We start from the raw sequence: 18599 nt of genomic DNA on the forward strand, positions 1-18599 counted from the left end.
ATTCCGACAATGCCAAGAAACCCATTAGTGGTAATATTCACCCGTGCATTCAGGTCATCAATACGCTTTTCTATTTCCATAACTTTAGAATCTAGGGCTTTAATATCTCCTCTTATTTCTGATTGTCCTATCTCTAGCTTAGTGAGACGCTCATTAACATCTCTTTGTAAAGAGTCGATTTTTCCCTCAATCCTTGTCAGGACCGTTTCAAGGGAATAAGTTACGGTTTCGTTAGACATTTGCTAAACTCCCAGAGTTATCCTGCCGCTATCTTAATTATTAATCTTTTTTCTAGTTTAAGACGGCTTACGGTTCACTGCCACGATTGCGCCAGACTTGCCAACCGACGTAACCGAGGAGGAGAGTCGCACCAAAGGCAAAACCCCAACCACTGGGAACATTGGAGAAACCGAGGGCTAAACTGCCCACCCAGAGAGTTAGGGCGTAGATAAATAATACTGTCAGACGGTGAGAGATACCCGCTTTCAGTAAACGGTGGTGTAAATGACGTTTATCAGCCACAAAAGGGGATTTTCCGCGTTTGAGACGGGAAATAATCACCGTGGACATATCGAGGAGAGGAACCGCGAGGATGAGATAGGGTAATAGGACGGCGGTAACGGCAACGGTAGTCACAGCAGTAGTTTTCGCCAATCCAATCACCGCCACACCCGCCAGGGTAAAACCCATAAAATAGGCCCCACCATCCCCCATAAAAATTTGAGCGGGGTTAAAATTGTAACGCAGAAAACCCAAAGCCCCACCTGCTAAAGCGGCGGCGATAATAGCGGCGGCCGGTTGTCCCATCACCAAAGTTACAATTAAAATAACCACGGCAGATATACCCGAAACCCCCGCCGCTAATCCATCTAAACCGTCAATCCAGTTAATCGCGTTAGCCATCCCCACTAACCAGAGGAGAGTAACTGGTAAACTTAGCCAATGAATTTGTAATAAATCGCCGAAGGGAATAGAGAGGAAATCGATCCTAACGCCAGCTTGCCAAGCTAGAAAAGCGACGCTAAACTGCATTACCAGACGATTGAGGGGGGAAAGATTAAAAAGATCATCCGCTAGACCGATGAGAAAAAAGCCCAAACCGCCTAGGGTTACGCCCCACACTTCCCATTCTCGATCGCTGTTTAAACCAGCAAACCCTCCCAACCACCAAACAATCAGGAGGGCAGTTAAAGCGCCGACAAAAATCGAAACTCCCCCCAGTCGAACCATAGGCTTTTCATGGACCTTCCTTTCGTTGGGTTTATCGACGTAACCGCTTTTCAGTCCGACGGTTCTGACGAGGGGGGTACTCCAAAGTACCACGGTATGGGCGATCAGAAAAGCAATTAGATAGTATAAATCTCCGGACATGGGAATTGGGGGGCGATTTAATTCACAATTGGCCACTGACAGGCAATCGCCAATTATGAACTTTTATTATCTCTCTTTTTAGGCCAAGGCGGGGACGGAAATATGGAGATGGGGATAGAGAGGGAAGCTTTCACAGAGTTTGGCTACCCGTTGACGGCAAGCAGTTCTCAGGGCTTCATCACCTGGATTAAGGAGAATATCGGCGATAATGTTGCCAATCTCGATAAATTCCGTTTCTCCTAGTCCTCTGGTGGTCATAGCCGGGGAACCCAAGCGCAGACCACTGGTGACAAAGGGAGACTCGGGATCGAAGGGAACAGTGTTTTTATTAGCGGTAATATTAATGGTACTCACCAGGCGATCGGCTTCTTTCCCGGTCATGCCCACGGATCTTAAATCGAGTAACATCAAGTGATTATCCGTACCATCAGTGACAATTTTAATCCCTCTAGCCTTCAACTGACCGGCCAAAGCTTGGGCATTAGCGATTACTTGGCCCGAATAGATTTTAAACTCCGGTTTCAATGCTTCCCCAAAAGCCACCGCTTTCGCCGCGATCACGTGTTCTAGGGGTCCGCCTTGGGTACCGGGGAAGACGGATTTATCGAATTTTTTGCCTAATTCCTCGTCTTTGGTCATAATTAACCCCCCCCTAGGACCGCGCAGGGTTTTGTGAGTGGTGGTAGTGACCACATCACAGTGGGGTAGGGGGTTAGGATGATGACCAGTGGCCACTAAACCGGCAATATGGGCGATATCTGCCATCAGGTAGGCCCCCACTTCGTCAGCGATGGCGCGGAATTTCTCGAAATCAATCTGGCGCGAGTAGGCAGAATAACCGCAGATAATTAGTTTGGGTTTTTCCTTGCGGGCGATGTCAAGGATGAGATCGTAGTCCAGGAGTTCGTTTTCGGGACTTACTCCGTACTGTACTACTCGGAACCATTTCCCGGAAACGTTAACGGGGGAACCGTGGGTAAGATGACCACCGTGGGAGAGATCCATGCCCATAATCGTATCGCCGGGCTGCAATAGGGTCAGGAAAACGGCGAAATTAGCTTGGGCGCCGGAGTGGGGTTGTACGTTAGCGTGGTTTGCCCCAAATAGTCGTTTAACCCGATCGATCGCTAATTGTTCCGCTTCGTCAACGTATTCGCAACCGCCATAGTAGCGTTTTTTGGGCAGTCCTTCGGCGTATTTGTTGGTTAAAACCGAACCCTGGGCGGCCATGACGGCAGCCGAGGTAAAGTTTTCACTAGCGATTAATTCTAGGTGATCTCTTTGACGTTGTAGTTCTTTTTGCAGAATCCCTGCGATCGCTGGATCCGTCAGGGATAGTATATCTAGGTTGGTATCAGTCACGGTTACTCGATCCTTTTTTTTAACAATTTACCTGTAATCCTTGGGTCACTTTCTCCATTTTGGCACAATCTCTAATTTTCCGACACACCGGTGAGCTTAATTGCTTCTCTTCGGGATCGCTCATCAATTGTCAACTGTTAGCAGTAAAATCTTCATTTTTAGTTAATAGATAATAGTAATATTAACCAGTAGAATCCTTCCCGGTGGGGATTGAGTAATAAAATCGGAAGTAATACTAAATCTGGTTATTAAAGACTGATTATTTATTCCCCTTTTTGCATGAGTGCATGAGTAGAAAACGGGCTTCTCCGAGAAACCCGTTTTCTGTGCGTTACTCAAATGCCCAATTTTAGCAGTAATTTTCCCTTTAAAAATAACAACTCAGTAGAAATTATACAAAAAGTTGACAAATTTAAAAAATAGGGTGGATTACCTTCAAGATAACCACCCGAAAACTACCATTAATTATCTGTAATCAACCGGTATTTCTCATCCCTGCGGCAATACCATTAATCGTCATTAAAGCGCCCCTTAATAACTCCTCTTTAGAATAGCGGAAATGAATCACACCGGATTGAGCTTGACTATTGTATTGACGTAAACGCTTCAGGAGAGACACCTGTAGGAAACCGAGGGGAACGATCGAACCATTGCGTAACTGCACCGAGCGCTGTAAATTCGGATCATTATCCAATAAATGTTTCTCACCAGTGATCTGGAGAACAATCTCGCTAGTGCGATTATATTCCTCTTTAATCCTTTCAAACAGACGTTCAAAACGTTCTCGATCTTCCTGTTTAGAAAGTTCACTGACGTAGTGATAGGCCATCTGTAGATCCACCTTTGATAGAGTCATTTCTGCCTTAGAAATCACCATCTGGAAGAAAGGCCACTTGTGATAAAAATGGCGTAACAATTCCAAATTTCGGTTAGGAGAATCATCGAGAAATATCTGTAAAGCTGTCCCTAAACCATACCAAGCCGGTAAAAGAAAACGGGTTTGGGTCCAACTAAATACCCAGGGAATTGCCCGCAGGGTACTTAAATCCTGTTGACCACTTTTCCGGCGGGCCGGTCGGGAACTAATCTGTAAAAGACTAATTTCAGGAATGGGAGTTACGGACAGAAAGAAGTCTAAAAAGTCCGGTTCTTCATAAATCAAACTGCGATAGGTTTGCCGTGAACAGGTGGCCAAGTCCTCCATGATGCGATTCCAGGGTTCGAGATCATCAAAACCACTGCCCAGTAAACTTGCCTGTATGACTGCCGTTACGGCGGTTTCGAGGTTATACAAGGCCAATTCCGGTAAGGAGTATTTCGAGGCTAAAACCTCGCCCTGTTCCGTGATTTTAATGCGACCGTTAATAGTTCCCCGGGGTTGGGCGAGGATAGCGGCGTAGGCCGGTCCACCACCGCGACCGACGGAACCGCCCCGGCCATGAAAAAGACGTAGATCCACGCCGTATTGTTTAGCGGTTTTCTGTAAAGCCTTCTGGGCCTTATGAATTTCCCAATTACTGCTTAAAAAGCCGGAATCCTTGTTACTATCGGAGTAACCGACCATAATCTCCTGTAAATTACTCGGTTCGAGGATGGCCGGTTCCGGGGTCACTTCCTCCCCGTTTAAAGCCCCTAAATGGTCGTAACCGCCGGCTAGGGCTGCCCGGTAGAGGGGCAATTCAAACAAAGTCTGCATGATGCCGGGGGCGTGTTTGAGGTCATCGACGGTTTCAAAGAGGGGAACAATGCGGAGGGAACTGCGGCTAGTGGCGGGGTCGTATAAACCAGCTTCTTGGGCTAATAACAGCACTTCTAGCACATCGCTGGCCTCGTTGGTCATGCTGATAATGTAGGTTTGGCAGATTTCCAGACCGAATTCCCCTTGCAGACTTCTTAAAACTCGCAGGGTTTCAATGGTTTCGCAGGTTCTTTCCGAAAAGGGCATTTCCCGGGGAATTAAGGGCCGACGGGTTTTTAATTCCGCCACTAACCAGGCGATTTTTTCTGATTCAGTTAATTTGCCGTAGGGTTTGGGTAAAACTCCCAGATATGCGGCGATTTCTTCGATACATTCGGCGTGACGGGTGGATTCCTGCCGAAAATCTAACTGAGTCAGGACAAAGCCAAAAATCTCCACTTGGGCGATCAGTTGATCCAGTTCTTGACAGGAAAGACCGGTTTGCAAGAGACTGCGCTTTAATAGCTGTAATTCGGCTAAAAACTCGGAACCGGAGCGATAGATGTTAGTTTCGTTGAGTTTAGTTAATAATTGTCGTTCTTCCGGGTCATTGAGGCGATCATTGCGATCACGGGTATTTTCCAGACGTTTTTGAATAAAGGCCAATTTGAGGCGATAGGGTTCCTGACGGTAGCGGATTGCTAACTGGCTATAGATTTCGGGCATTTGCTGTTTATCTCTGTCCAGGGAGTCCAGCAACTCCGGCAAGACGTGACACCAGTGCAGGGAGGCGCTTAAAATACTGGTCAGGTCGTGAATAGCATCGAGATATTTTTTAATAACCAGATTGCGCTGATAACAGCAGGTTTTCCAGGTGACTTCGGGGGTAACGGAGGGATTGCCATCCCGATCCCCCCCAACCCAAGAACCGAAGCGACAGAAGTTATTTTTCGGCGCTTGTAAACGGGGAAAGGAGGATTGTAGGCTTTGCTGCAGACGCAGGGTTAACTGCGGTAGGGAATCGAAGAGAACCTCATCGAAGTAGTGCAGGGCATAATCCACCTCATCGACGACGGTGGGTTTAAATTGATGTAGTTCATCTGTTCGCCACCAAAAACGTATTTCTTCTTTTAACTGTTTGGTGACTGTTTGTGCTTCTCTGGAGTTAGTTAACCCCATACTGCGAAAGATTTCTTCTGCTTGGTCGAGTTTTTCGAGAATGCCCGAGATGCGGCGCTGTTTAATGCGAATGGTGTGACGGACAATTTCCGTGGGGTGGGCCGTGAAAACCAGACGGATATCTAACTGATCGAGAAGACGCTGGATTTCTTGGGGGGGGACGTTAACCTGTTTGAGATAGGGAAATAACCAGTGAAATAGCCCCGATTTTGGGCTGGAGTGATCGGACTCGTTCAGGGTTTTTTCCAGCCAATCAGCCCCGACAATGGTGGCTAAAAGGCTTTTCTGCGGTGGATCTGTCTTGGGACTTTCGTTTTCTTCCCCGATCACCGTCCGTCGCAGTAGTTGCTGATCCCTTTGTTCGTAGTGTTGTTCGATGATATTGATTAACTGGAAATAGAGGGCAAAAGCGCGGGTAACTTTGATCGCTTCCCCTAGTTCCAAGTCTTCGATCATTTTGGCGATCGTTGCCTCCGCACTATCATCGGTCACTTGTCCTTCCTCAGAACAGAGATGGCGCAGTAATTCCAGTAAATCGACTAATTCTTGACCACATTCGGAGATCAAGACTTCTTTCCATAAATCTTCGATTAATTTCAGTCTTTGCTGCAGAAACAGGTTGGAAGTGCTGAAAATATCCTGTTCGGTTTCGGTTGAGGGGACAAGGACGCTCATAATTTCAGTAATCAGTAATCAGTAATCAGTAAACAGTCATCAGTCATCAGTCATCAGTGAAAAGAAAGCTCAGAACTTGCCCGTTAATACTATTCACTGAAAACTCAAATCTGATCATTGATAACTGATAACTGATCACTGATTACTGATATATCGGGATTAGTTCTTTACGGTTTGTCAAAAATGAGATTATATGCCAAAGAATCACATTTTTTCCTATTTTTAACAAAAACTTTACCATTATTGCCTCTTTTCCGGGGGCAAAAAGACTTTTTTCTTGGATTATCGGTCACTGTTGACCGGTAACTGCTCGGGAATATTGAGAAGGGGCAAGCGATCGCCACGAAAGATTTCCTCGCTGTCTTTCCCGACTTCTATCAACCAATTATTAATAGAACGTAATCCCAAGTAGGATAAAAGAAAGGGACTGACCGCTAGACTAAGCCAAAGCTCGATCGGTTTAGTTTTCATGGCAATTTCTCGGTTAAAGGACGGCGTTTGATGCGACGAATCGGAAAATTAGCAATCAGGGCGGTAGTTCGTTGGTCACTTTCTAAGAGTAACTCGGTTTCCTCGGTGTCGATATCAAGATAACGACCGACCACTTCTAAGATTTCTTGACGCATCATATCGAGAATTTCGGGACTAAGATCGGCGCGATCGTGGGCCAGAATAAGTTTTAAGCGTTTTTTAGCTTGGTCGCCACTTTTGCCCGAACCGCGCCATGCTAGAAGTTTATCGATCAGGTCATTCATAGTAGGTTAAAGGGTTGAGATGAGAGAGTTTAAGGCCCAAACAAGCGACGACGCAGACGGGTAAGAAAACCTTCCTGACCGGCCATTAAATCTAGAAACGGCACATCGCGACCCTGTAAACGTTGGGCAATGTTTCTAAAGGCCATGGAGGGAAGAGAAGTCTTCTCCTCTAATACTAATGGTTCTCCTTTATTAGTGGAAATAATAATTCTTTGATCGTCGGGAATAATCCCCAACAGGGGAATTACCAATAAGTCGAGAATATCCTCGACGCTGATCATCTGATTAAGTTGGATCATTTCTGGCCGCAGCCGGTTGACAATCAGACGGATACCTTTAATATCCTCGCTTTCTAGTAATCCCACCACGCGATCGGCATCTCTCACCGCCGACATTTCTGGGGTAGTAACGATGATCGCTTCCTGGGCAGCAGCGATCGCATTGCGGAAACCCATTTCAATTCCTGCCGGGCAATCAATCAATACATAGTCATAACTTTTTGACAATTGGGCGACTAAATCCTTCATTTGATCGGCGGTAATTGCCTCTTTGGTACGATTTTGTGCCGCCGGTAATAGAACCAGATTTTCCTGTCTTTTATCCTTAACTAAAGCTTTATCAAGACTACAATCTCCCGCCACCACATCGAGGGCAGTATAAACGATACGCTGTTCTAATCCTAACAATAAATCGAGATTTCTCAGTCCGAAATCGGCATCGACAAGGGCGACTCGACAGCCTAATTGAGATAAGGCTGAACCTAAGTTCGCCGTTACCGTCGTTTTACCGACTCCTCCCTTTCCCGATGTCACCACAATTACACGAGCCATAATTTATATCAGTTATCAGTTATCAGTTATCAGCTATCAGCTATCAGCTATCAGTTATCAGCTATCAGTTATCAGTTATCAGTTATTGGTTTGATAGAGTTTTTTGTTTCAACGCAGTTAATCCCTATTTTTACTGTTTACTGATCACTGTTTACTGGTCACTGATCACCTTTTTTCGACCCACCCCACTTTATCTTTAAAGGTGTAGGTTCTGGAAAAATTATAAGCCCCAATGATGCGGATTCCTCCTTCGCTGATACAGGCGATTTCTGGTTCTATGCGATCGCTATTTAAAGCCGGGGCCCGTGCCACCAATTCCGCGATCCTCAGTTGAGTTAAATCGATTCGCAGAGCCATGATTAGCGCCGCTCGATCGCCTCGGAATCCCGCATGGGCCACACCGCGCAAACTCCCCCAAACTAATATATCGCCATCAGCGACGATCGATCCGCCGGGGTTGACATCGCCCATGATTATAACTGTACCGGGGTGACGGATTTCTACACCCGATCGCAGGGTGGTTTTTAAGTACAAAGGTTCGGCGAGGAGGGATGGCAGCGGTTGCTCGTCCCCAAAAACCGTGGGACTCGATCGCATTTGTTCGACATTGTAACCCATAGTTGCCGCTGCTACTGCGGTTTGTCTTCTTTGGGTTTGGATGGTATGTAGGGGTAATTCGGCACTGTCTAAAATTGTGGCGATCGCTTGTAGCTGCCGCGTATCCATCAGGCGATCGTTGGCCTGTAGGTGTACAGGTGTTCTAGCTGGGCAGTTTTGACCGCTATTACGGAGATAATATTTCAATCCTGTCAAGATATCTGTCCAATCCTGACTTGTCTCTCCGGCACTGGTTTTGGGTAAAATTAGCACCAATTTCTCACCCTCACTTTTTAGGTGGATTTGGGCGTATCTCGACCTTACCGAGGCTAATGGCTCAATTTTTTCGGTTTCTAGGTCGATTTCTTGATTTATTCCGGTTTTAGTTTCATCCATAAAGATAATTTTTTACTTAAAAAAGACAAAGCGCAAAATAGCGATCAGCAAACCGACGGAAGCGGTAATCAGTGAACCCCCTAAAATGGTTATTAATGCCCAAATTTGATTTTTTTGACTGCCCTCCACTATTTTGAGGCGATTATCCATCCCTTCGACTCTTTCGGTTAATTTTGCCTGTCCTATCTCTAGGGATTTAACATCTTGCTTGATTTCCTTAATATCAGCTTTAATTTCGCCAATATCAGCCTTAATTTCGACGATACTATTCTCGATCGCCGTGAAACGAGTCTCGATCGCTTTTTGTCCGTTGATAATTAAGTCTTCTAGCCTTTGTAGGTCCGTATCGGCAACAGTTTTCATAAAAATTAACTGGCTATAAGTATAGATGTTTCTTTAATTATGAACCTTGAGCAGCCGGCAGCAGTGGGAATTAGGAATTATGAATTATGAATTGGGGAGCTTTTTTCAGTAATCAGTGAACTGAAAACTCACGTCTGCTCACTGATTACTGATAACTGATCACTGATCACTGATTGCCTCCTATTGACACAAACGTTGATAAACTGTAGCTAAAGCTTGGACATCACCGACGTTACCCGGGAAAAGAACCACAGGTAAATTAGGAAAGAGATGATGATCGGCTGCTGTACGGACCATGGAGACACCGGGGAGAATCTGACCGAGTAAACGGGCCGATTGCAGGCTTAAACCCGTACTTAAGACATCATTAGAGGTAATACCGCCTTTACTGATTAAAAAACTGATATCACTGGGTAAACCCTTAACAATGTCCATTAACAGGGTGGAGACGGCAACCCCAAAATCAAGGCGTTTCTGCACAGAAGCAAAGGTTAACTCTTGCCGACTGGTATAGATCACGGGGGTTTGTTTATTTTTGTGAATAAGCTTGACTTTTTCCAGAACTTGTGCTAAGAGTTGCTCTCGTTGCTCAGGACGATCGCGCAATGCCGTCACATCGATTTCGACTCCGACGGTGTTGGGTTGTTGAAGCAGTTCATCTAATTGTTGGGTAGTTTTTTTGACGTGGGAACCGACGATAATTGCCCCGGCTTCCCCCGTGGGCTTATACTTACCCATAGATTCGGGTGCGATCGGTTGAGTTCCTAAATTAGCCAAAGAAGTTAAAATACTGGCGGCACTACGGAATAAAAATTTTTTTCCTTCCCCTGCGGCGGTTAAAATATCTTCAGCAAAGCGATCGAGATCCGCTTGAGTTTCCCCATCTACCACCCCACATTGATTATTTTTGAGCTTTTGCAGTCGTTCTAAACTACCTTGACGGATATCTGCCAGTAAAAATCTTTCCACATCATCTGCGTTAATTTTACCTTGGGTTTTCTCCTCCACATAATCCGGCAGATAACTATAGTGATAGGCAAAAACCGAATCGCGAGCGAATTCCGTCTCGTGGACGGGAGTGGGAACGCCATCGATGATTAAATAGTGAATACTATCGCGAGTGATTCTCCCCCCCTCAAAAAAGGCTGGAATCAGGAAATGAGCATCAAAACCGCCCAATTCTTCGGCAATAACATCAGTTTCGATCGGATAATGCCCGCGCAGGGTAGAATCGGAACGACTAACCACCAAAAAATCCTCGATTCCCTCTTTAGTTAAGGCAGTTTTCAGGTTATGACAGACTTCTCTGGTGACAGACTCGGCTTTTTCGGGGGTTAAAGCGCGAGTATTGGTCAAAACAAAGAAAATTGGCGCATTATCTGCCAATCCCAAGCGGAGAGTATCTTCATCCCACCGCATCAATAACAGACAACTATGGACTGTTTGGGAACCTGTCGGGTCGTCATCTAAGACTATAATTTTAGGTCTATTATTGCTCATATATTTTTTATCAGGATGGGAGGGACGAAGGAACCAAGAGAATCTGGTTAATAGTTTATCGGGTTCTGGTTCCCCATTAAAGTCGTCCCCTCCCTAAGCAACCGCTATCAATCTTGATCACAATCTGTCCAATATAGGATAAGCTATACCATGATTCATACAGTGACGAAGTTGAGCGCGGGAGACTTCCCTTTGAATACGTTAATCCACCCCACTGCGGTTATCCATCCGTCGGCAAAACTTGATCCCAAGGTTAAAGTTGGTCCCTATGCTGTGATCGGGGCCAATGTGGAAATTGAAGCTGATACAATTATTGATGCCCATGTGGTCATTGAGGGTCCGACTAAAATTGGCAAGGGTAATCATATTTTTTCCGGGGCTGTTATTGGTAATGAACCACAGGATTTAAAGTATAAGGGTGGCGAAAGTAGCGTAGAAATTGGTGATCATAACCAAATTCGCGAGTTTGTCACGATTAATCGTGCCACGGATACGGGAGAAGTTACCCAAATTGGCAGTAATAATTTATTAATGGCCTATGTTCACGTTGCCCATAATTGTATTTTGCAAGATAACATTATTATCGCTAATAGTGTCGCCTTGGCCGGTCATGTCCAGATCGAATCAAAAGCAGTTATCGGGGGGGTTTTAGGAGTACATCAATTTGTTCATATTGGCAAAATGGCCATGTTAGGAGGAATGAGTCGTATTGATCGCGATGTTCCCCCTTTTACTTTAGTAGAAGGCAATCCCTGTCGGGTGCGAACTCTTAATTTAGTCGGTTTACAAAGAGCAGGTTTTACCGATGAAGATCTAGCTTTACTGAAAAAAGCTTTTCGGATTATCTATCGTTCTAATATAAATCTTCAGGAGGCTTTAGAACAAGTTTCTCTCTTAACCGATAACCCCCATGTTCAACATCTCTGTCAATTTTTACAATCCTCTACCACAGGAGAAAAACGCCGCGGTTTAATTCCGGGGAAATAATTTTTTTATTGAGGAACAGGGTGTGGGAAGTGGGGAAGTGGGGAAGTGGGGAAGTGGGGTGTGGGGTGTGGGGTGATGGGGAAGTGGGGAAGTGGGAAGAATAAATAAAAATAATCTCGTGTCTCCTGACTCCTATCTCCAGCAATCCTGAATCCTGAATCCTGTCTCCTGACTCCTGAAGTCTTTTATTATCAAATAATTATCCAAATGCGTATATTTATTAGTACGGGTGAGGTATCGGGTGATTTACAGGCAGCGATGCTGATTGAATCCCTTTTTAAACTAGCTAAAACCCAGGCAATTGAGTTAGAAATTTTTGCCCTCGGTGGCGATCGCATGGAGTTAGCTGGAGCAAAAATGCTGGGTAAAACCACTCGACTGGCTGCCATGGGATTAATTGAATCTATCCCCTTTATTTTGCCAACTTTACAACTACAAAAACGAGCAAAAGAGTTTTTTAGAGATAATCCCCCTGATATCATTATTTTAATTGATTATGTGGGGGCAAATGTGGCGATCGGTCAGTCGGCTAAAAAAATTATTCCCGATGTCCCAATTATTTATTATATTGCCCCACAGGTGTGGATTTGGTCGGAAGAAAATATCCCCTCAGCTAAACTCAGGTCCACAGCAGAAAAGTTATTTAATACGGAAAAATTAATCGCCGTCACCGATAAATTATTGGCAATTTTTCCTGCTGAAGCTCGTTTTTTTGAAACAAAAGGTTTACCAGTAACTTGGGTGGGACATCCTTTAGTTGATCGTATGGCTAATGCTCCCAATCGCCAAGAAATGCGGCAAAAATGGGCAATAAAACCCGAAGAAACGGTGATCGCTTTGTTACCCGCTTCCCGTCAACAGGAGTTTAAATATCTCGTGCCGACGGTGTGCGCTGCTGCTAAAAAATTACAGGAAAAAATACCCGATATTAAGTTTTTAATTCCCGTTCCCTTAGCTTTATACGAACCAAAAATGCGAGAATTAGTGAAGGAATATGGATTAAATGCGGTGATTATGGAACGAGATCAGACTTTAGAAGCGATTGCCGCTGCCGATCTGGCTGTGGCTAAGTCTGGTACAGTTAATCTCGAAATTGCTTTGTTAAACGTGCCGCAGGTGGTGGTTTACCGTTTAAGTGCAGTGACTGCTTGGATTGCCCGCAATATTATGAAGTTTTCTGTACCATTTGTCTCACCGGTAAATTTAGTTTTAATGCGAGAAGTTGTTCCCGAATTATTACAAGAGGAAGCTAACCCAGAGAGAATTATGCAGGAATGTCTAGACCTATTATTAAATCAGCAACGTCGCCAAAAAATGTTAGATGAATACGCAGAAACTAAAGCCAGTTTAGGAACAGTAGGCAGTTGCGAGCGAGTGGCACAAGAGGTGTTTAAAATAGGCCTTTGTTAGGAGTCAGGAGTCAGGAGTCAGGAGTCAGGAGTCAGGAGTCAGGAGTCAGGAGTCAGGAGTCAGGAATCAGGAGATAGGATTGCTGGAGATAGGAGTCAGGAGGCAGCTTTATTCTCCCCACACCCCACACCCCACACCCTACACCCTACACCCCACACCCCACACCCTACACCCCACACCCTACACCCTGCCCCAGGAAAAACTCTTTGCCGCAAACCCTACTTATAAGCGTCCATACCCTCACAGGAACAAACCAGATTTCTGTCCCCGTAAGCATTATCAACCCGTCCCACTACCGGCCAGAATTTATAATCTTTTAGCCAAGAAAGCGGGTAAGCTGCCTGTTGACGGGAATAGGGACGACTCCAATCATCGGCAGTTAAAACTGCGGCTGTGTGGGGGGCATTTTTCAAAGGATTATCGTGGGGATCCATGCTCCCATTAGCGATCGCTTGTACTTCTTGATAGATAGTTAACAAAGCTTCACAAAAACGGTCTAATTCCCCCAAAGATTCGCTTTCCGTGGGTTCCACCATCATTGTACCCGCCACGGGCCAAGAAACCGTCGGCGCGTGGAAACCGAAATCCATCAAACGTTTTGCCACATCTTCCACCTCGATGCCGGCCTGTTTTTTCAGGGGACGTAAATCAATAACGCACTCGTGGGCAACCGTTCCCGCGCTACCCTTAAATAACACTGGATAGGCCGACTCCAGACGAAAAGCCATATAATTAGCGTTCAAAATTGCCACTTCTGTCGCTTTTTTCAAGCCTGCTGCCCCCATCATGGCGATATACATCCAAGAAATCACCAAAATGCTGGCACTACCCCAAGGCGCGGCCGAAATTGCCCCAATCGAGTCCTGATGCTTACCGTTAGCGGTTTCTGGGGATAATTTCGCCGAAACTAGGGAAACATCGGGCAGAAAAGGCACTAAATGGGATTTTACTCCGATTGGTCCCATACCCGGTCCGCCACCACCGTGGGGAATACAGAAAGTTTTATGGAGATTCAAGTGACAGACATCGGCGCCAAAATCCGCCGGACGACATAAACCCACTTGAGCATTCATATTGGCGCCATCCATATAGACTTGACCACCGTATTGATGAATCAAGGCGCAAATTTCGCTAATTCCCTCTTCAAAAACGCCGTGAGTGGAAGGATAAGTCACCATCAAAGCTGCTAGATTATCCTGATGCTTTTCGGCCTTAGTTTTTAAGTCATCAATATCAATATTGCCCCGAGAATCGCAATTAACCGCCACTACTTTCATGCCACACATAACGGCACTGGCAGGATTAGTCCCGTGAGCGGACTCAGGAATTAAGCAAATCTGACGATGACCTTGACCGCGACTTTCATGGTAGGCTCGGATCACCTGTAAACCGGCATACTCTCCCTGAGAACCGGCGTTCGGTTGTAGAGAAATGCCATCAAACCCGGTAATTTCCCCTAACCAAGTCTCTAACTGTTGAAAGAGCAGTTGATAGCCTTCTGCTTGGTCAATCGGAGCAAAAGGGTGTAATTTGCCGAATTCTGCCCAAGTTACCGGAATCATCTCCGCTACGGCATTGAGTTTCATCGTACAGGAACCGAGGGGAATCATGGAAGTATTTAAGGCTAGATCCTTTGTTTCCAGACGGTGCAGATATCTGAGTAATTCCGTTTCCGAGTGGTAACGATTGAACACCGGCTCGGTAAGATAGGCACTGGTACGGGTTAAATTAGCGGGTAATTCTAGACTAATTTTCTCGACTAATTCCGCCGTGGTAAAGGGTAATTCCTCGGTTGGGGCGAAAATTTGCCATAAATCCCACACATCCCTGAGAGTGGTGGTTTCATCGACACTAATTCCTAGATTATTCTCATCAAAATAACGCAGATTAATCTTATGGGTTTTTGCCTTGGCGAAGATATCCTTAACTCCCGTGGATACCGTAACTTTGAGCGTATCGAAGCGCGGTTCTTTCCCCACTTGATAACCCAACTGTTTTAAACCAGTTGCCAATAAAGCGGTTAATTTCTGCACTCTTTGGGCGATTTTCTTGATTCCTTCCGGTCCGTGATAGACCGCGTACATGGAAGCAATCACCGCTAGTAACACCTGTGCGGTACAAATATTACTGGTGGCTTTATCCCGGCGGATATGTTGTTCCCGGGTTTGCAAAGCTAAACGCAGTGCGGGTTTACCCTGACTATCCTTCGATACCCCGACAATGCGCCCCGGAATACTGCGTTTATAGGCATCTTTGGTGGCAAAATAGGCGGCATGGGGACCCCCATAACCCAAAGGAACCCCAAAGCGTTGACTGCTACCCACGGCAATATCAGCCCCCAATTCGCCGGGGGGAGTCAACAGGGCTAAACTGAGAATATCGGCGGCAACGGTGACTAAAGCCCCATTTTCCTGCGCTTTGGCGATAAATTCCCGATAGTCATAAATTACGCCATCGGTGGCCGGATATTGTAATAGTGCGCCAAAAATCGGCGTTTGGAAGTCGAAGAGACGATGATCCTCAATAATAATGTCAATGCCTAAAGGAATCGCTCTGGTTTTAACAACTTCAATCGTTTGGGGATGGCAACTACTAGAGATAAAGAAAGCATTGGCTTTAGTTTTACACAGTCCATAACTCATGCTCATCGCTTCTGCGGCTGCTGTTCCTTCATCGAGGAGGGAAGCGTTAGCAATTTCCAGACCGGTTAAGCTAGTGATGAGAGTTTGGAAGTTTAAGAGAGCTTCTAAGCGTCCTTGGGCGATTTCCGCTTGATAGGGAGTATAGGCGGTGTACCAACCCGGATTTTCTAAGATGTTGCGGAGAATTACTGGCGGGGTGATACAGTCATGGTAGCCCATGCCAATAAAGGAGCGAAATACCTGATTTTTTGAGGCAATAGCTTTTAATTGGGCAAGAGCGGCGTATTCACTCAAGGCAGGTGGTAGATTAAGGTTTTTTTGTAAACGAATTGCTGCGGGGACTGTTTGAGCGATTAACTCCTCCACGGTGGCAACACCCAAAACCGCCAGCATTTTCTCGATTTCCGTCTCCGTCGGCCCAATATGACGGTTAACAAAGCTATCGGTGCAGTCTAGCAGGTCTTGCAGGTCAGCAGGAGCGAATTCCTCGGTTTTCTCGGCCGTAATTGACCTATTTAGCATATTAATCTCGGTTTCAACAATTACAAAAGTGCTGCGTTTCATCGCTAGGGGTGATTTTAACGCAACTTGTAAAATTTTTGTAATATTTCAAATCAGCAATCAGCAAGATAAAGCGGAAGCTAATTTGCTATCGAAAGTATGCACAAAATTAACCTCACTACTGCTTCGTCACCAAAAACCAACCGGAATCCGTGGACTCGATCACCTTTAATCCTTCTAAATCAGTAGCTTCTTTGGTTTGACGATCGATAATTAGGTAAGGTTGCTTGTGACTTTGCCAATGATTGATTAATTCTTCAGTAGCAAGGGGAAAAACCCGACGACCACTATAAAAATTTAACGAGGGGCGCTCGTAGGCAAAAGCAATATAAACAGGGTGATCGGCTGGCACATATTTCTGCACTAAACTCGCCACCGGTTTGACGGGGAAATTCTCATTTAATTCCCAGATCCACAGGGGAGAATTGACAAAAATAAACAAAGAAACCAACATTCCCCAGATTAAAATTACGATGAATTGTTGCGAGCGCCGGGCTAACAAAATCGCCGTTGTCACCATGGTCAGGGAAAGTGATAATAAGGTTAAAAGAATTAAGGGATGGATCGGTTCGATCGGGGCAAAATTACCAGGAAAATAGGCTATTAAAGCTAATAAACCCGCCCCAACGCCGACAATACCCAGAATAATTGACCAGATGGGATTATAGGGACGATCGATGGGAAGATTACCCAGCTGCGCCAAGGCATAACCGGCCGCTAAAGCCAAGGCTGGATAGATCGGCAGAATATACCAAGGCAACTTAGTCGCCATTACCGAAACCACCAACAGATAAACACCCGTCCAAACTAACAGTAACTTCGCCCAACTGTAGAGATGTTCCTGACGGGCTAAACGTAAACCCCAAACCGAGAAAATTAACCAGGGCCAACTATATTTAAGAATTTCCAGCAGATAATACCAAAACGGTCCGCGATGATTGTCCAGATCGTCACTAACTCGCTTTAACTGTTGAACAAAAAGGGAATCGAGAAACTCCCGCTCGTAGTGCCAAAATTGGGCGGCATACCAAGCAAAAGCGGGGGATGCTCCCAATAACCAACCCGACCAAAAATAGGCAGAAGTTAATAACCGGGGGGTATCCCAGAGCAGAAAAATAAAGCCGATACCCGCTAATAATAGCCCCATAATACCCTTAGTCAGACAAAGGAGGGCAAATCCTAGCCCCGCCCCCACAGACCAGCGTAAATCGCGCCGTGAGCGCAGTAAACCAACAAACATCAGCATTTCAAAACACAATACCGCTCCATCCAACATGGCTAAACGGCCATGGCGCACCACCGGCAAAAGAGTTAGATAGATCAAGGCCGACAGTAAAGCTGGCAAACGAGCCGGAAAAATTTCTCGACCGAGAAGGTAGAGAAGCGGCACCGATAAAGCTGTAAAAAAAGCGGGAATTAGTCTAGTATTGGCCTCATTGATGCCCCAGAAATGGTAGGTTAGACCAATTAAACTATGAATCAACGGCGGTTTATTCAGGTAGGGATCACCCCAAAAACTGGGAAATAACCAGCGCAATTGTTCCAGGGGGGTTTGGCTAATTTCCTTGGCTACCTGAGCGATGGTCGCTTCATCCCAATCCCGCAAGGGTAAATTACCTAATCCCACTAGATAGATAATTAAGGCCGCTATTAATAATCCCAGTAAACACAGAAATTCTTTAAAATTTTCTCTTTGACGCAATTTATAGCTAGAATATCCCCAAGTGAATTTTTGACGGTTCATAAGCTAGGTCAGTTATCAGTAAACAGTAAACAGTAATCAGTAAACAGTAAAGAGTAATCAGTAAACAGTAATCAGTAAACAGTAATCAGTAAGGCTCTCCTAGACTGGTTATAGCAAATTAGTAGTTTCAATGAGCCTAATCCCTTAAATAGCCTAGAATCCAACCAAGCAAAAAGCTTTGATTATTTTGGTTCTTCGGTTTGTGTTATGCAATGGACGGGAGTTATAAGGGGTGAAACCCTTATATAGAAAGACATGGCTGCGATTTTTGCCAATTGTTTTCAATCTAGAACGAGCTAATCAATTAAGTCCCTTGCCAGATAAGAATTTAGCCTATTTATGCCCCCTGATCGAACCATACCAAGTAACGAAGAACCATTATTTTCTGCTAAAATATCATAACTACTCTAGAAGATCCTTAAAACTCAAATCTGATAACTGATAACTGATAACTGATAACTGATAACTGATAACTGATAACTGATAACTGATAACTGATAACTGATAACTGATAACTGATAACTGATAACTGATAACTGATAACTGATA

14 protein-coding genes are annotated in these 18599 nt (G+C 45.2%); 2 read left to right on the plus strand and 12 right to left on the minus strand.

Features of this window, described 5'->3' with window-relative positions; genetic code table 11:
• The 10 genes from IM496_RS21260 to IM496_RS21305 form a co-directional block, all read right to left on the minus strand.
• Window positions 1–239: DUF4164 family protein (locus IM496_RS21260; protein WP_287663230.1), on the minus strand; the 239-nt coding region annotated here is incomplete at its 3' end.
• Window positions 240–306: 67 nt separating this feature from the next.
• Window positions 307–1371 (minus strand): glycosyltransferase family 4 protein, encoded by a 1065-nt coding sequence (locus IM496_RS21265; RefSeq protein ID WP_002761684.1) that lies wholly within the window; start codon window positions 1369–1371, stop codon window positions 307–309.
• Between the two features lie 78 nt (window positions 1372–1449).
• Window positions 1450–2733, minus strand: coding sequence for a serine hydroxymethyltransferase (glyA, locus tag IM496_RS21270; RefSeq protein ID WP_287660429.1), 1284 nt, complete (start codon window positions 2731–2733; stop codon window positions 1450–1452).
• A gap of 475 nt (window positions 2734–3208) precedes the next feature.
• Window positions 3209–6265, minus strand: a complete 3057-nt coding sequence (gene ppc, locus IM496_RS21275) for a phosphoenolpyruvate carboxylase (RefSeq protein WP_194014024.1) — start codon at window positions 6263–6265, stop codon at window positions 3209–3211.
• A gap of 282 nt (window positions 6266–6547) precedes the next feature.
• Window positions 6548–6736: a hypothetical protein gene (locus IM496_RS21280; RefSeq protein ID WP_194014026.1), complete on the minus strand. Its 189-nt coding sequence runs from the start codon at window positions 6734–6736 to the stop codon at window positions 6548–6550.
• Entirely contained in the window at window positions 6733–7020 is a 288-nt protein-coding gene (minE, locus tag IM496_RS21285; RefSeq protein ID WP_002744772.1) for a cell division topological specificity factor MinE, read from the minus strand. Before minE ends, IM496_RS21280 begins: the two co-directional genes overlap by 4 nt.
• 29 nt (window positions 7021–7049) lie before the next feature.
• The gene (gene minD, locus IM496_RS21290; RefSeq protein WP_002733442.1) at window positions 7050–7850 is read right to left on the minus strand and encodes a septum site-determining protein MinD; all 801 of its coding nucleotides are present in this window, start codon (window positions 7848–7850) and stop codon (window positions 7050–7052) included.
• 165 nt (window positions 7851–8015) lie between these two features.
• Entirely contained in the window at window positions 8016–8843 is an 828-nt protein-coding gene (gene minC, locus IM496_RS21295) for a septum site-determining protein MinC (protein ID WP_194014028.1), read from the minus strand.
• A 12-nt stretch (window positions 8844–8855) separates the two neighbouring features.
• Window positions 8856–9206 (minus strand): hypothetical protein, encoded by a 351-nt coding sequence (locus IM496_RS21300; protein ID WP_271936202.1) that lies wholly within the window; start codon window positions 9204–9206, stop codon window positions 8856–8858.
• 180 nt (window positions 9207–9386) lie between these two features.
• The gene (locus IM496_RS21305; protein ID WP_194014034.1) at window positions 9387–10706 is read right to left on the minus strand and encodes a four-carbon acid sugar kinase family protein; all 1320 of its coding nucleotides are present in this window, start codon (window positions 10704–10706) and stop codon (window positions 9387–9389) included.
• Between the two features lie 150 nt (window positions 10707–10856).
• Between IM496_RS21305 and lpxA the strand changes: the two genes are divergently transcribed.
• Together lpxA and lpxB are read left to right on the plus strand one after the other, a co-directional pair.
• Complete coding sequence (gene lpxA, locus IM496_RS21310; protein ID WP_002761667.1) at window positions 10857–11693, plus strand: acyl-ACP--UDP-N-acetylglucosamine O-acyltransferase; 837 nt, start codon at window positions 10857–10859, stop codon at window positions 11691–11693.
• 207 nt (window positions 11694–11900) lie between these two features.
• On the plus strand, window positions 11901–13103 hold the full coding sequence (lpxB, locus tag IM496_RS21315) for a lipid-A-disaccharide synthase (protein WP_287663234.1): 1203 nt from the start codon (window positions 11901–11903) through the stop codon (window positions 13101–13103).
• A 218-nt stretch (window positions 13104–13321) separates the two neighbouring features.
• Here the strand turns inward: lpxB and gcvP are convergent, their stop codons facing one another.
• A complete protein-coding gene (gene gcvP, locus IM496_RS21320) occupies window positions 13322–16309 on the minus strand; it encodes an aminomethyl-transferring glycine dehydrogenase (RefSeq protein ID WP_194017104.1) in 2988 nt (995 codons plus the stop codon).
• A gap of 115 nt (window positions 16310–16424) precedes the next feature.
• Complete coding sequence (locus IM496_RS21325) at window positions 16425–18050, minus strand: ArnT family glycosyltransferase (RefSeq protein ID WP_194017102.1); 1626 nt, start codon at window positions 18048–18050, stop codon at window positions 16425–16427.
• Between the last annotated feature and the right edge of the window lie 549 nt (window positions 18051–18599).

The sequence above is a fragment of the Microcystis sp. M049S2 genome (genome assembly GCF_020245625.1).
Classification (GTDB): Bacteria; Cyanobacteriota; Cyanobacteriia; order Cyanobacteriales; family Microcystaceae; genus Microcystis; species Microcystis ichthyoblabe_A.